General features: G+C 49.7%; 13 protein-coding genes and 2 tRNA genes. 7 read left to right on the top strand and 8 right to left on the bottom strand.

Annotated features, from left to right (window positions below; all coding sequences use genetic code 11):
- Positions 1-12: 12 nt before the first annotated feature.
- From BUB38_RS00815 to BUB38_RS00805, 3 genes are all read right to left on the bottom strand, one after another.
- Entirely contained in the window at positions 13-1,110 is a 1,098-nt protein-coding gene (locus tag BUB38_RS00815) for a serine/threonine protein kinase (protein ID WP_175547624.1), read from the bottom strand.
- Between the two features lie 5 nt (positions 1,111-1,115).
- Complete coding sequence (locus BUB38_RS00810; protein WP_073155731.1) at positions 1,116-1,838, bottom strand: tetratricopeptide repeat protein; 723 nt, start codon at positions 1,836-1,838, stop codon at positions 1,116-1,118.
- Positions 1,839-1,911: 73 nt separating this feature from the next.
- Positions 1,912-2,349 carry a DUF3332 family protein gene (locus tag BUB38_RS00805; RefSeq protein WP_073155728.1) on the bottom strand — a complete coding sequence of 146 codons (438 nt, stop codon included), beginning with the start codon at positions 2,347-2,349 and terminating at the stop codon, positions 1,912-1,914.
- 253 nt (positions 2,350-2,602) lie between these two features.
- Here BUB38_RS00805 and BUB38_RS00800 point away from each other — a divergent pair, with 253 nt between their 5' ends.
- On the top strand, positions 2,603-4,135 hold the full coding sequence (locus BUB38_RS00800; protein ID WP_073155725.1) for an extracellular solute-binding protein: 1,533 nt from the start codon (positions 2,603-2,605) through the stop codon (positions 4,133-4,135).
- 8 nt (positions 4,136-4,143) lie between these two features.
- On the top strand, positions 4,144-5,958 hold the full coding sequence (locus tag BUB38_RS00795; RefSeq protein WP_073155723.1) for a sensor domain-containing diguanylate cyclase: 1,815 nt from the start codon (positions 4,144-4,146) through the stop codon (positions 5,956-5,958).
- 140 nt (positions 5,959-6,098) lie between these two features.
- On the opposite strand, the gene BUB38_RS00790 is transcribed toward BUB38_RS00795, so the two are convergent.
- The 3 genes from BUB38_RS00790 to BUB38_RS16205 form a co-directional block, all read right to left on the bottom strand.
- A tRNA-Pro gene (locus BUB38_RS00790) sits at positions 6,099-6,172 on the bottom strand.
- A 79-nt stretch (positions 6,173-6,251) separates the two neighbouring features.
- On the bottom strand, positions 6,252-6,995 hold the full coding sequence (locus tag BUB38_RS00785; RefSeq protein ID WP_073155720.1) for a hypothetical protein: 744 nt from the start codon (positions 6,993-6,995) through the stop codon (positions 6,252-6,254).
- Between the two features lie 20 nt (positions 6,996-7,015).
- Positions 7,016-7,180, bottom strand: a complete 165-nt coding sequence (locus BUB38_RS16205) for a hypothetical protein (protein WP_175547623.1) — start codon at positions 7,178-7,180, stop codon at positions 7,016-7,018.
- Between the two features lie 55 nt (positions 7,181-7,235).
- On the opposite strand from BUB38_RS16205, the gene BUB38_RS00780 reads away from it, so the two are divergent.
- Positions 7,236-7,865 carry a CatB-related O-acetyltransferase gene (locus BUB38_RS00780; protein WP_073155717.1) on the top strand — a complete coding sequence of 210 codons (630 nt, stop codon included), beginning with the start codon at positions 7,236-7,238 and terminating at the stop codon, positions 7,863-7,865.
- Complete coding sequence (locus BUB38_RS00775) at positions 7,862-8,707, top strand: HAD family hydrolase (protein WP_073155715.1); 846 nt, start codon at positions 7,862-7,864, stop codon at positions 8,705-8,707. The genes BUB38_RS00780 and BUB38_RS00775 overlap by 4 nt, the downstream gene beginning before the upstream one ends.
- Before the next feature lie 14 nt (positions 8,708-8,721).
- Here BUB38_RS00775 and BUB38_RS00770 read toward each other — a convergent pair whose 3' ends face one another.
- Positions 8,722-9,345, bottom strand: a complete 624-nt coding sequence (locus BUB38_RS00770) for an AgmX/PglI C-terminal domain-containing protein (protein WP_158535479.1) — start codon at positions 9,343-9,345, stop codon at positions 8,722-8,724.
- A gap of 40 nt (positions 9,346-9,385) precedes the next feature.
- Positions 9,386-10,216, bottom strand: coding sequence for a hypothetical protein (locus tag BUB38_RS00765; RefSeq protein WP_073155709.1), 831 nt, complete (start codon positions 10,214-10,216; stop codon positions 9,386-9,388).
- Positions 10,217-10,679: 463 nt separating this feature from the next.
- On the opposite strand from BUB38_RS00765, the gene miaB reads away from it, so the two are divergent.
- The 3 genes from miaB to BUB38_RS00750 all read left to right on the top strand — a co-directional run bounded on the left by miaB (position 10,680) and on the right by BUB38_RS00750 (position 13,314).
- Positions 10,680-12,002, top strand: coding sequence for a tRNA (N6-isopentenyl adenosine(37)-C2)-methylthiotransferase MiaB (miaB, locus tag BUB38_RS00760; RefSeq protein ID WP_073155707.1), 1,323 nt, complete (start codon positions 10,680-10,682; stop codon positions 12,000-12,002).
- Positions 12,003-12,031: 29 nt separating this feature from the next.
- Complete coding sequence (locus BUB38_RS00755; protein WP_073155704.1) at positions 12,032-13,153, top strand: SPOR domain-containing protein; 1,122 nt, start codon at positions 12,032-12,034, stop codon at positions 13,151-13,153.
- 77 nt (positions 13,154-13,230) lie between these two features.
- Positions 13,231-13,314, top strand: a tRNA-Leu gene (locus tag BUB38_RS00750).
- The last annotated feature ends 9 nt before the right edge of the window (positions 13,315-13,323 follow it).

The raw sequence follows: 13,323 nt of genomic DNA, 5'->3' as shown, positions 1-13,323 counted from the left end.
CACCTCAATAAGCTATGGATTAACTTCCGAAGCAGGCAGATCCTTCAGTTCCAGATTCCTGGAATTTTCAAGAACCATGGAAGCCACATCATCGATATCTGGATTCCGGTCCCCAAAAACAAGGACAGCCACTACAATCAATAATATAAGTCCTAAGCCGCACAAAACCGATAGTTTCACTGGGAATTTTTTTCCCACTCCCTGGGCAACATGATAGGGAAATGGGCAAAAATCCGAGGGTTCCGAAAAGGCCGGAACATTTTGTAGCATTTTTTCAACTCGTCCGGCAAGATTCTGCTTGTTCTTTAGGATCGCAATTTCACCACCGCATACCTTATAAAGGGCAATCTCAAGGACTTCGTCCAGTTCGTCAAAATCCTCAAAGCGTTCCTCCGGACTATTCCGCAAAAGTCCCGTCCAGATCGGTTCGAGAGCCGCCAGTTCTCCAGGAAAAAAAATCCCGGTCTCATAAAGTTTTTCGGTAGGTTTCAACTCAACAAATGGATCGAGACTGTCCAACTTTCCTGTCGTCTTCAAGACAACATCCGTCTCAACCAAGTCCCTTCCGCAGATCCAGTGGTACAGCAGCAAGCCAAGACTATACATGTCGGATCGGGCATCTGAGGTTCGACCGCGGAACCGTTCGGGCGCCGCATAGGCATACGCCCCAAGACCCACCAGCCCAAAGTCAATAAGGACAGTATCTCCAGTTGCAGTCAAAAGAACGTTAGACGGACTCAGGTCTCCATGATGGGAGCCTTTTTCGCTTAACGCAGACAAGGTTTTTGCCACCTGCCGCAGGGCCACTAGCGACTCCGCCACAGGAATTACATCAAACTCCGCCGATGCCACCCCATCAATAAATTCATAGAGAACATAGGGCGTACCCTCCCGCTCTCCAAACTCCAGAATCCGGTAAAGACCGTCCACAGGACTGTTTGCAATCGAAGAAATCACGCTCCCGTCAAAGCGGGCATGGGACTTGTACCATTTCAGCACAAGGTTGCCGCGGCCCTCCACCGAAAGCCCATAGACGCAGGCCTCCCCGCCCTCATGAAGCAAGAAGCACCTGGTCGCCGAATCCAACAGGGACTTTTTAGGGAACCTCACCTCGGTCATAGTTCCCCAGACAAGACCATGGCCTTCAGAGAGTCTTCAGCCACCCGGGTCCAGCGCAGCAAATCCTCATGATTGGGAGCCTTCTCCAGCCCCATAGACCAGATATCCCAGGCCGATTCCACATCGCCCTCTTCCCAGTAGACATTGCCCAGGTTCACATAGGCCGAAATAAAATCCGGGTCGTGTGTCACGATATGGATAAAAATCTTCTTGGCCTGTTCCAAATCGTTCCCCCGTCCCCGATGGGAAAGTATCAGCCCCTTCAGATTGTAGCTGAAGTAGTTGACGCTATCCAGCTGAATCGACTGGTCCAACAACGGAAGCACATTGGCCCCCTCGTTTTGGGCCAAGGTCGCACGGGCCAGGTAAAAAAGGCAGGTCGAATAGTTAGCGTTAATCCGTCCGCTGCTATCCACTCTAGAAAGGATCTTGAATTCACGGGCGGCTCGACTCCACAGGTCAAAAGACGGAAGCCGCAGACGCTCCCCATCTTCAGCTGTAGTATAATAAGATAGAGCCAGGCCATAACGGGCATCCCGATTAGCCGGATCTTCGTCAAGAGCCTTCGAAAAATTGGAAATGGCCCGTTCAAAGTCGCCGATACGCAGGGCCGCATTGCCGCGGGCGACATAATCGTCCACGCAGGCCGCCAGATACAAAGCGACCATGGCAAGAACTGCAGACACCCAACCTGCATTTTTATGAACACGCCCTAACATTATAGCTCTAAGATAATAAAAGCAAAGCCCCCCGCCATGGCGGGAGGCCTTTTAAGCTCGTTATAACTAAGAATTACTTAGCGATATCGTACTGAGCAACCAAGTCGCCTTCTGCATCGAGAGCGCGGACAACGTTTTCATCGCGCTGGAGCATGAGGTTAGCCTTTTCACCCTTAGCGGTGGTGATTTCAACAGACATGGTGCCGTCTGCGTTCTTCACAGCAGCAATTTCGTTGCCCTGAGCATCCTTTTCATAGTAGTTGTCGTCAGCAGCGAGGGGGTTGGAGCCAGTCCAGAATTCAACAGTGTTAAGAACGAGACCGTCAACCAGGCCGAGAGCGATACCGTAAACCGGGATAACCATCAGGAAGAAGTGGACGATGGAGTTGATCCACTTGTCACCGAGGGTGCCGTTCCACTGGTGAATCTTGTTGAAGCAAGCATTCTTGCCATAGCAACCGGTAAGAACGATCATGCCTGCGCAGAGAAGGGTAATGAGACCTTTTTTCATTGTATACTCCTTAGTAAAGAAATTGTCGGTTAGGTTCGACATAAGAAAATATAGGTAAAAAAAATAAGATTTTCGTCATCAGTCCGGTATTTTTTTTTCACCTTGATTTGGCTCACGGAGAGGACCTCGAAGAACCGGCGAAAAAATCCATTTTTATGCACAAAGCGCCCATTTTATTATAAAAATAATATACTTTTAACATTGCGGGTGGTACACACACCCCCCGTTTTTGAGTGTTTGTCAAGGAGTTGGAATGTTCAATTATCTCAAAAAAACCGTTACAGCCACGATCATGGCAATGGTAACATCTACCGCAGTCTGGGCCGCTAATCAGCCCCTTACCGTGTGGATTATGCCGAACGGAGCCACCCCTCAGGAAAAACTTGAGCAACGACTTGAACAGTTCACCAAGAAAACCGGTATTCCCACAAAAGTTCAGGTTCTAGACTGGGGAGAAGCCTGGAACCGCATTTCACAGGCTCTGGCAACCGGTCAGGATGCCCCCGACGTACTTCAGTTGGGCACCACCTGGATTCCCTATTTTGCCTCCCGCAACGAAATCAAGCCCCTAAACGACTGGATTAACGAAGTAGACCCTAGCCGTTTCGTTTCTGTTAGCTGGAATACCACCCATATAGACGGTGATACCACCATCTATTCCGTGCCCTGGTTTATCGATATTCGCCCCATTCTCGCCAACAAGCGCATCCTCAAGGAGCACAACATTTCCAAGAACGACTTAGCCACTTACGATGGCTTTGTCAAGGCAATCCGTGAAGTCAATGCCGCCAAGGAAGTGCAGGACGACGGCTCCACCATCCGCGGCTACGCCTTCCCGGGCAAGAGCGACTGGAACATCCCCCACAACTTCGCCCCCTGGATCTGGAGCAACGGCGGATCGTTCATCGAAAAAGACAATAACGGCAAGTGGCACGCCAATATTCTCTCAAAGGAAACTCTCCACGGCATTTCCCTCTATCTGAACTTCATCTTGGACAGCCTGGTCCAAACCGAAGCCCTTCAGGCCAACACAGCCCAAATCGCCCAGCAGTTCAACAATAGCGAATTGGCCTTTATCATCAGCACTTCCGAAATCGTGATGCAGACCCGAATCCACGGCACCCAAGGCGGTCTATCCAACGCCCGCATCGGCACAGATAGCGTCATGGTGGTTCCTATCCCCAGAGGTTCCGCTGGTTCTGTCAGCTTCATCGGCGGAAGCAACCTGGCCATTCCCGCCAAAAACGAACGTAAAGAGGCAAAGGCCCTGCTAAAGTTCCTGGTCGAAGACGAAAATCAGGACGCCTATACCAAGCAGATCGGCTTCCTGCCCACTTCCAAGAAAGTGCTTGAAAAGTGGTCCGAAGACGAAGACTACCGCGAACTGATAAACGCACTCGCAACCGGCAAAACTTACGTCGCCATCCCTGAATGGGGCGATCTGGAACAGTTATTTGTCGCCATGTTCAGTTCCGTCTGGGAACAGGTTGAAATTCCTTCCCTGTACTCCGAAGAAAAGCTGTACGATGTTTTCAAGCAGTACACCATCGAAATCGACAGAAAGCTTAACTACCCGTCCAACAATATCATGACCCAGGCCGAGTTCATGGATTTGTGGGGAAAACTGAACAAGAAAAAAGAAGATCCGTCCGCCACCGCAACCGCGGACACAAACACTGCAGAAAACAACATCGTCAACGACAATCTTAAAAAGGCACCCCTGGTATTTATCGTTATGATAGCCCTTGGTTTCGCCTTTAATTTCCGTAGAAAAACAAAGAGATAACTGAACTTATGAACGAGTCCCTGGCAACAAGGTTTTCCAGAAGTATCATCTTCAAGGTGATCCTGGTCCTGCTAGTTTCCATGACCATTGTGGTCACGGGAAGTACGTTCTTCATGAACGACAAACAGAACGACCTGATGCTAGAGTGGAACTTCAACAATAACGAAGCCCAGCTAGCCCAGATCATGAACACAGCCACAACCGAAATGCGACAGTTCGGTGACAGGCTTTCGCTCTTGACCAAGACGTCCGAATTGCAGGGCATGGAGCCGACAACAGCGGCAAGCTTCCTTAAAAGCTACAGCGTTTCGTCCCTGTTTATCTCAGGAGAAACAGTTACCGTTTACGACCGCGAAGACAAGTTCGTATGCGACAACGCCATGGTCAGTTCCCCCACGGAATCCCCCTACCCCATTGAATTTTCCAGAATAACCCCCCACCGCCCCTACATTACCCCCTGGTTTAGAACGTCACAAGACGCCCCTCCCCAGAGGATCTTTGCAATCGGTATCGTCAACCGCGCTGCCGGTGACGGTAGCCTGGTAGCCACCTTCTCTCTGCGCCGCATCTGGAAGCACCTGGTAGAGTATAAGGTCGGCAAGAATGGTTTCGTTATGGCAGTCAATAGCCTAGGCGAAATCCTCTACCATCCGGACTTGAAACAATGGCTCACGGGAACCCACAAGATTGCAGAATTGGGACTAAATATTGACCCCAAAAATTTTGACACGAAGAGTGCAGAATACCACACCCTGGCCGATGGAGTCACTTATCTGACCAATTTCAGATATGATTCTGCCTACGACTTCGCCCTATTCTCCTTCCAGCCCAAGAGCGAAATTGACAACATGGTGACATCGTCTTCCGTGGGCAACTGGGTCATCCTGGTAGCTTCCATGTTCATCATTTTCTTCCTGGCCGCCTGGATGTTTGCCAAGATGGGCCTGCCTCTGAACAATCTGACCTACCATATCTACGAAATCGTCGAAGGCAAGGAAATGGAGCAGATTCATGTGGGTAACCGCAATGACGAAATCGGCATGCTGTCCAAAGCCTTTAACGTCATGATTTCAACAATCCAGCGACAAATCCGCGAATTGGAAGCCCATCGTAAGAGCTTGGAACAGGAAGTTTCCGAACGAACCAAGGAATTGAAAATCGCCAACAAGAAACTGGACCTGATTTCAAGAACAGACGAACTGACCGGACTCCCCAACCGCCGTGACATGAATGAGACTATAGCCAATGAAATCGAAAGGACCCTGCGCAGTCGAAAGCCATTCTGTTTCATCTTCGTGGACATTGACCATTTCAAGGTAATTAACGACACCTACGGCCACGCTTGCGGTGACGTCATCCTAAAATCCGTATCGCAGACTATCCGCGGACTATTACGCAAGTACGACGTCTTTGCCCGCTATGGTGGCGAAGAATTCCTGACCCTCCTGCCCGAAACAGATCTGGAAGGGGCAACCGCCGTTGCAGAACGCTTCCGCCGTCAAATCGAGATGATGACAGTCCATTACGCCGACTACACCATCAACATTACCATCACCCTGGGCGTCTCCCAGTTTGACCACCGTCTCGGAGCCGACCGTAGCATCCAGCTGGCCGATAAGGCTCTGTACCAGGGCAAGGAATCCGGCAGAAACAAGGTTGTGGTATGGCAACCCGAATGGACCACCGAGTCAGACTACGAAGCGGCAGCCATCGAAATGAATGAAATTTCAAAGAATGGCGTCCCGACCGTAGTTACCGATTTTGGGGAACGCGCTGCGGGAAATGGTCTGAACTTCACAGACGAAGATATTAATAAAGCTTAATAGTCCCGCAAACTTTATAGAAGACCTTGGCAAAAGCCAAGGCCTTTTTCATTTGAACGCTGATTAGAACTTTTCTAAACGCCCATAATCGCACTAGGCACAAAAAAAGAAAAACCACAACTTTCGTTGTGGTTTTTCTATCGGGATGACTGAATTCGAATCAGCGACCTCTTGAACCCCATTCAAGCGCTCTACCAGGCTGAGCTACATCCCGAGGTCTCAATTAAGAGTGAACCAAAGGTAGTTAATATTTGAAAATTTGCAAGGCAATACGCCGAAAAAAGTTCAAATTTTTACTTCCAGAAGCCAACAACCAGCACTTCGGGGGTGGCCTTGGGGTATTTTTTGCTCTTAAAGCCCACAAATTTGCGGATACTCTGCTGCTTTTGTTCCCAGCCCTCACGGGATAGCCCCTTAGTGGAGAGGGTAATCTTGAGGGCCGGAATCTTGCCGCCTTCGGTGACCTTGCCGTTTTCGTCCACCTTAACCTTTACGTTCTTGGTCTTGATGGAGAAATCCTTGGCGGCTTCATCTGAAAGGGTCAGATCCGGGCGAGCCTTCTTGTCGGTCTCCCACACGTAGAAGGACCATTCACGCTTCTCGCCGGCGGTATAGTAACCAGCGTCAAACATCTTTTCGCTAAAGAAGAAAGGAGCCTTAACGGTACCTTCCATAGCGGCAGTATAGGGTTTGCCATCGGTGCCCACCAGCACGACGGTGGGGCTAATAGGGCCTTCCATTTCAGAGAAGTCCATGTCGAATTCTACAACCACCGGTCCCTTATTGGCAATGGATGCCGGGAACTTGAAATTGGAGCAGCCATTCCCCTGGCACATTACATTTTCTAGTTTGATTTCCTTGCCGGAGACATTAGCCCCCTTCAAGACAAAATGCTTGACGTCGCCCTGGTTCACTTCACCGATAGGGTAAACGGCCGGGGTAAAGACAACGGGATCAATAGCAAAAGCCTGGGCCGCAAGGGCCGAAGCAAAAATGGATGCGCCGATAATTGCGCGGGTATTAAAAAATTTCTTCATGGCATGAATATACAAACTTTTTACGTCTTGGTGTAAATAACCACAAAGCTTTTGTCTTTTACAATATTCTTGACCTGGTGATTCTCAAAATCCACCTGTTGACGGATGAAACGGCAGCAAGCCTTTCCCACAAAACCTCGGGGATTTCCGAACTGGAAGGCTATATAATCTATGAATTTAGACATAAACCAAGCAGCTTTTGATGGATGCAAAAATAGTTTTTTATTTTTGATAGCTGATATGAATCCGAATCCAAACAATATTCATCCCATCGCCGGATACGATAAAGAAATCTACGTAAAACCCTCCATCAAAAATCCAAACATCATCGTTGGGGATTTTACTTATATAGCTGATTCTGAATTCGAAAGTCATGTCACCCATTTTTACCCATGGAGCAAAGATAAGCTGATTATCGGAAAATTCTGCCAGATTGCAGCGGGTGTTGAGTTTGTCATGAACGACGCCAATCATCAAATGAACTCCGTGTCCACATTCCCCTTCTACACTCTTGAAGGGTGGGATATGGCTCCGCCAAAGCCAGAGGACATGCCCTTCAAGGGGAATACAGTCATCGGCAACGACGTTTGGATTGGTCAGAATGCGACAATCCTCCCGGGAACACAAATTGGGGATGGCGCAATCATCGGAGCTTGCAGTGTTGTTTCAGGAATCGTAGACCCCTACACCATTGTCGCAGGGAACCCAGCAAAACCCATCCGCAAACGTTTTGACGACGAACTCATCAACCTGATGCTAGAATGGAAATGGTGGGACAAATCCATTGAAGAAATCAATAGTTTGATACCCATTCTTACCAACAACAATCTCGAAATCGTCAAAGAAAAAATCAAAGAGCTTTTGAAATGACTAGCAGCGAAGAACTGAAAGAATTATTGGCCCGCAAGGAACTGTTCATTTTCGACTTGGACGGCACCATGTTCAATAGCTTGGGGGATTTGGCTCCGGCGGTGAATTTCGCCTTAAAGCAGTTCGGCATTCAGGAAATTTCAAAGGACAATGTAAGAAGTTGCATCGGCAACGGATCCAGGAATTTGATTCGCAGGTCTGTAGCGTCGGGCATTATGTTCGGTGCGGGCAAAACCGCCGGCGAACCCATTGCAGGTAAGAGCAGCGCCGAACATTTGGACGTTCGCGACAAGGAAGCGGTAAATGCGATTTTAGAAGGCGCAGGTTTTGACGAAGCTAAAATCGATGAAGTGCTGAAAGTTTACTCCGCTTATTACTGGGATCACTGCACCATCGACACGGAACCCTACGAAGGTGTGCTTGAATTTATAGACTGGATTTGTAGCAGCGAAAGTCGCGGCGAAGGTAAGAAAATCGCCGCCATGCTGACCAACAAGCCCGTGGCACCGGCAAAGAAGATTTTGGAAAAATTTGGATTAATTGGGAACGGGGATTCCGTGCAGGGGGACGCCGCGGACAAAATTGTCACTTACCTCTGCGGAGACACCACACCGGAACGCAAGCCCGGCCCCGGCGGCATTTACGCGATTTTGGAGAAGTTGGGCGTCGCCCCGGAAAAAGCCATAATGATCGGGGACGACACTCCCGATGTAATGGCCGCCAAGAACGCCGGCATCGACAGCATTATTTGCCTGGAAGGTTTCGGCCGTCCCGAAAATCTTTTGCCCCTGGAGCCCCGCTATACCATTAGGCACATCAAGGACTTGCTGAAGCTGGTATAATAGGCCGCTCAGCCCTATTTATCCGACGATTCCGAAAATTCAAACGGAACGGTCACAGAGGTGATTCCGTCGGATTTTTCAAATTTCCAACGACTTACAGCCGTCTTTATTTCTGCGTCAAAATCGTCATAACCAGTGGTTGATGATTTTACGACAGCATTGGTTATCGAGCCGTCAGGAGCAATGGTCAGCTGCAACACCAAGCGGCCTTCAAATCCAGGCTTCTTTTTTAAGAACTTATTGTAGATATGGCGAAGACCTTGTGTTCGTGGACATACAATTTTAGATAGATGCTCACCAGAAAGAGATCCCTCAAATTTAAGATCCCGTTCAGTCAATTTCTTCACTAGCCCTTTCGCTTTTGATTCGCCAATCGGTGTATGACAACCATAAAGACAATCCCCAACAACAGGCATCGTTCCGTAGAGAACAGTAGTTCCCTGGACAACAATACTTTCTTGTTTTGGAAGATACTTGGAATCCTTGATTTCTTTTTTCAGCAAGGAGCTAGAAGAAATGTCCCTTGCAGGCTCCTCCTTTACAGATTCTCTCTTCTCAGCATTGTCGCAACCTGCCCACAGGGCGGCTGCAGTCATAAGGGCAAAACGACCTAAGCATTTGTAGAAGAAACGGGCCATGTCCATAATATAAGAAAGCTCGGACGACGAGAGCCGCGGTCTACCGCAAAAAGGTTTTTACAAGGGCTTCCACTTCCTTACGATCCAGCGGGATGCCATCGCATTCCATGGTCAGAATCAGATTCTTGCCAGGAATAAAATCGTTCTTGCTGTAGGTGCGCAATTTCATCACCGTTTTCATCGAGTAGTCCGAATCATCCATACGTCCTAAATGCTCCCACAAAAACTCCTGACGAGTCCGGAGATTCACGCAGGTGAAATCGGGATAGACCGGAATCAGCTTGCCGCCCGCGGCCTTCATTTGCTGAGGGAGCTCGTACTTGTAAGGAATGTTGTTTTTCGCCAGGATGTCTGCAATAATCATCTCAGACTTGGAGCGGACACGTTCCCCGCGGCTGGTGAGAAATTCAGGCTCCCCTTCACGAAATGATTTGCACTTGTATGATTGGGCAAGCCAGCGGGCCGCATAATCCTCATCGGATAGCGTTACCGGAGAGATATAACCGCGACGCAATTCTCCGCGGGATCCGAATAATTCCCGCACCATAGAAGGATTATACTTCTTTATGAAATTATCTATCAGTTTTAGCTGGTATTGCAGTTCCGCTAAAACCGTCTGATCGTATTCCTTCTGAATAAGCGCCTTGATGAATTTTTGCTCCGAAACGGGAATGTACTTACCGGCAGGTTTTGCTGAACTTGTCACATGATAGCAGTGAATGTTCCCGCCACGACGAATCAGTTTGATTCGCCCCGCTGGCGCCTTACTTAAAGAGCGCATCTTTTCCTCTATAATAATGAGCAGTTCTTCTGCACGTTTCTGGACTGACGCCAGAATTGTATCTGGCGGTAAAAGTTCCAAAGTCTTCATAAATACCTTTGGTTATGGGCCATATACAAAATAGTGCGCACTCACGCACAAAACGAATTTACAAAAATCGCCTCGTAAAAACAGCTTTTTCACGGTTGCAAAATGAGTTTTCGATGATTTTTGGACTCCAAATAGTCAGTTAGTAGGCAAATGGAGCCCATAAAATTACTTTGTCTATAGTAGATTTTGTGTTATGGGTATTTATATAGACTCCAAATAAACAATATTGGTCATATTGGAGTCCAATGTCCGGCCTACAGTTTACTCAACCGCCCCATTTTCAACTAATTTATTCAAAATCATGGACTCCAAATCACCACTTTCCCTCCCAATGGAGCCCATTTTTCGGGAAAACACCTCATCCTCCGCAGAAAAGTCCCTCGCAAGCACCCCGCGCAGCAGCCCACACACTGAATTTTTCTATCTTACCCGCCGTTAAAACCATAAGCAGACTGCAATCCTCATGAAGAAATATTACTTGGCCACTTACGGCTGCCAGATGAACGAATATGACTCGGCCCTCATAGCCCAGAAGCTGGACATGGAAGGCTGTATGGAAACCGGCGACATTACCGAAGCCGATTTCATCATCGTCAACACCTGCTCCGTACGCGAAAAGGCAGAAGACACCGCATTCGCCAACATCAGCAAGTACCGCAAGCTGAAGAAAGCCAACCCAGACTTGAAGGTGGTGGTTTGCGGCTGCATGGCCAAGAACCGCGGCCCGGAAATTCTCAAGCGACTGAAGGTGGTAAACTACGTCGTAGGTCCGGACCAATACAAGAATATTCCCGAGCTATTGCTGGCAGGTCCCGATAGCCCGCTGCACAAGACCCATCACCGCATGTTCCTGGACGAAGACATCACCCAGAACTACATCGGCGATTACGCCAAGGTAAAGCACGACTTCAGTACCTTCGTTACCATCCAGCGTGGATGCAACAAGCGCTGCAGCTACTGCATTGTGCCCTACCTCCGCGGCCCCGAAAAGTACCGCGACATGGACGACGTTCTGGCGGAAGTTCAGAAGGCCGCAGACAAGGGCATTACGGAAGTCATGCTTCTGGGCCAGACGGTAAACGCCTACAAGAATGGCGACCACAATTTTGCAGACCTGCTCACCCGCGTGTCCGAGATTGGCGGCATTCAGCGAATCCGCTTTACCAGCCCCCATCCGAGGCACTACACCAACGAACTAATCGACGTACTGCTGAACAATCCCAAGGTTTGCCACTACGCCCACATTCCTATCCAGAGTGGTAGCGACGCCATGCTGAAGAAGATGCGTCGCCAGCACAACATGGAACAGTACATGAGCGTTATTGAGCAGCTTCGCAGCAAGGACCCGCTGTACGGCATTTCTACCGACGTGATTTGCGGTTTCGTTGGCGAAACCGACGAAGACTTCGAAGACACCATGAAGGCCTTTGAGGCCTGCCAGTTTGACAGCGCCTACATGTTTATCTACAGCCCCCGCAAGGGAACTGAATCCTACAAGGAAACGGAAACTCTGACCGCCGAAGAAAAATTGGCACGTCACACCCGCCTGGTAGCCTTGCAGAACGAGATTACCGCCAAGCGTAACCAGCTCATGATCGGCCGCACCGAAACCCTCCTTGTGGAGGGAAGCTCCAGCCGTGACGAAAATGAACTGATGGGCAAGACCGACAACTTCAAGAAGGTCATCTTCAAGCCCACCCGCATCGTGAAGCCCGGCGACTACGTGAAGGTGAAAATTGACGACATGAAGGGCTGGACCCTTCGCGGCACCTTGTTGGACGATTAAGATTTTATTGGACTAAAAAAGGCATCAGGATGAATTACATTAGCAAGCATTTAACCCTAGCAGCAATTCTTTTATCCGCAATTAGCGTTAGCGCACAGGACGCAGCAACAGCCCTGGCAAACGCACAGAAGTCCTATGTTTCCGGCAACTGGAAAGAAGCGGCAAGCGCCTACGAAAAGGCATGCCCCATGCAGCCCAAGGAAAAGCAGGCAGAATGCCTTTTGTGGAACATCCTCGCCCTTTCTCAAACCGGCGATGCAGCCTCTTTCAAGAAGGCAGGCAAGCGCCTTGATAGTCTGGTCCAGAAGGTTAGCCCCCAGGAATCCCTGTACGCGGACCTGATGATGACCAGCGCCCAGTTCCGCCTTTACCTGGGCAAGTACGAGTTGGCCGCCCAGGACCTGATCCACGCCATCGAGACATCCAAGCCCCACCACAACGTGGTACTCCAGAAGGTTTGTACCGCAGTAAAGGCAAAGAGCAGCAACGAAGACTTGAAGGAACGTTGCGAACTGCTGAAGAATCCTGATTCCCTGGCCGCCATGCAGAAGGCAAAGACTGAAGCCGCCGAAGCTCCCGCACAGGCACAACCCGCCACAACAGCACCTGCCGTTCCAGCACAGGCTGCAGCACCTGCCCCGACGCAAGCCACCGCCCCTGTACAAGCTGCGGCTCCTGCACAGCCGACCACCCAGCCTGCGGCGCAACCCGCTCCGGCAACTCAGACTGCAGAAGTAAAACCCGCGGCAGAAAGTCCGAAGCCTGCAGAAGCTCCTAAACCCGCAGTGGAAGCAACCAAGCCCGCAGCACCTGTTGCCGCCCAGCCGGCACCTGCAGTTCAAGCAAGCGCTCCGGCTGTAGCCCCCGCAGCAACTCCAGCACCCGCTGCAGCCCCGGCAGCCGACAAGCCTTCCGAAGAATACTGGATCCTCCAGTTGGGCGCCTACAGCGTAAAGGCCTATGCGGACTTGATGGTGAACAACCTGAAAAAGCAGAAAATTGCCTGCACTATCGTGGAGCAGCCCCGCGGCGAAAAGATCCTGTACCTGGTGCATACAGGTCACTTTGCGACAAAGGAAGCGGCCATTGACTTCGCCGCAGACAAACTGGTAAAGCAAAAAATCGAGTACCAGCCCCTTTTGAGAAAATAATTTTACATAAAATCGCGGTTTTTTAGCTTTTCTGCCTCCCAAAAAAAGAAAAGTGTTCTATATTTGTTGTACCCCTAGCCGGGGTGGTGAAATTGGTAGACGCGCCGGACTCAAAATCCGGTACTCGCGAGAGTGTGAGGGTTCGATTCCCTCCCCCGGCATTAAATTCG

It is taken from the genome of Fibrobacter sp. UWH5 (assembly GCF_900142505.1).
In the GTDB taxonomy this organism is placed as follows: domain Bacteria; phylum Fibrobacterota; class Fibrobacteria; order Fibrobacterales; family Fibrobacteraceae; genus Fibrobacter.
This window is presented reverse-complemented; position numbering and strand designations above follow the sequence as displayed.

Coding starts and splice junctions, on each gene's coding strand:
- BUB38_RS16205 (WP_175547623.1), bottom strand. CDS start 7,180: ATGTCTAAATTCATAGATTATATAGCCTTCCAGTTCGGAAATCCCCGA.
- BUB38_RS00810 (WP_073155731.1), bottom strand. CDS start 1,838: ATGTTAGGGCGTGTTCATAAAAATGCAGGTTGGGTGTCTGCAGTTCTT.
- BUB38_RS00805 (WP_073155728.1), bottom strand. CDS start 2,349: ATGAAAAAAGGTCTCATTACCCTTCTCTGCGCAGGCATGATCGTTCTT.
- BUB38_RS00785 (WP_073155720.1), bottom strand. CDS start 6,995: ATGAAGAAATTTTTTAATACCCGCGCAATTATCGGCGCATCCATTTTT.
- BUB38_RS00780 (WP_073155717.1), top strand. CDS start 7,236: ATGAATCCGAATCCAAACAATATTCATCCCATCGCCGGATACGATAAA.
- BUB38_RS00775 (WP_073155715.1), top strand. CDS start 7,862: ATGACTAGCAGCGAAGAACTGAAAGAATTATTGGCCCGCAAGGAACTG.
- BUB38_RS00765 (WP_073155709.1), bottom strand. CDS start 10,216: ATGAAGACTTTGGAACTTTTACCGCCAGATACAATTCTGGCGTCAGTC.
- BUB38_RS00800 (WP_073155725.1), top strand. CDS start 2,603: ATGTTCAATTATCTCAAAAAAACCGTTACAGCCACGATCATGGCAATG.
- BUB38_RS00755 (WP_073155704.1), top strand. CDS start 12,032: ATGAATTACATTAGCAAGCATTTAACCCTAGCAGCAATTCTTTTATCC.
- BUB38_RS00795 (WP_073155723.1), top strand. CDS start 4,144: ATGAACGAGTCCCTGGCAACAAGGTTTTCCAGAAGTATCATCTTCAAG.
- miaB (WP_073155707.1), top strand. CDS start 10,680: ATGAAGAAATATTACTTGGCCACTTACGGCTGCCAGATGAACGAATAT.
- BUB38_RS00770 (WP_158535479.1), bottom strand. CDS start 9,345: ATGGCCCGTTTCTTCTACAAATGCTTAGGTCGTTTTGCCCTTATGACT.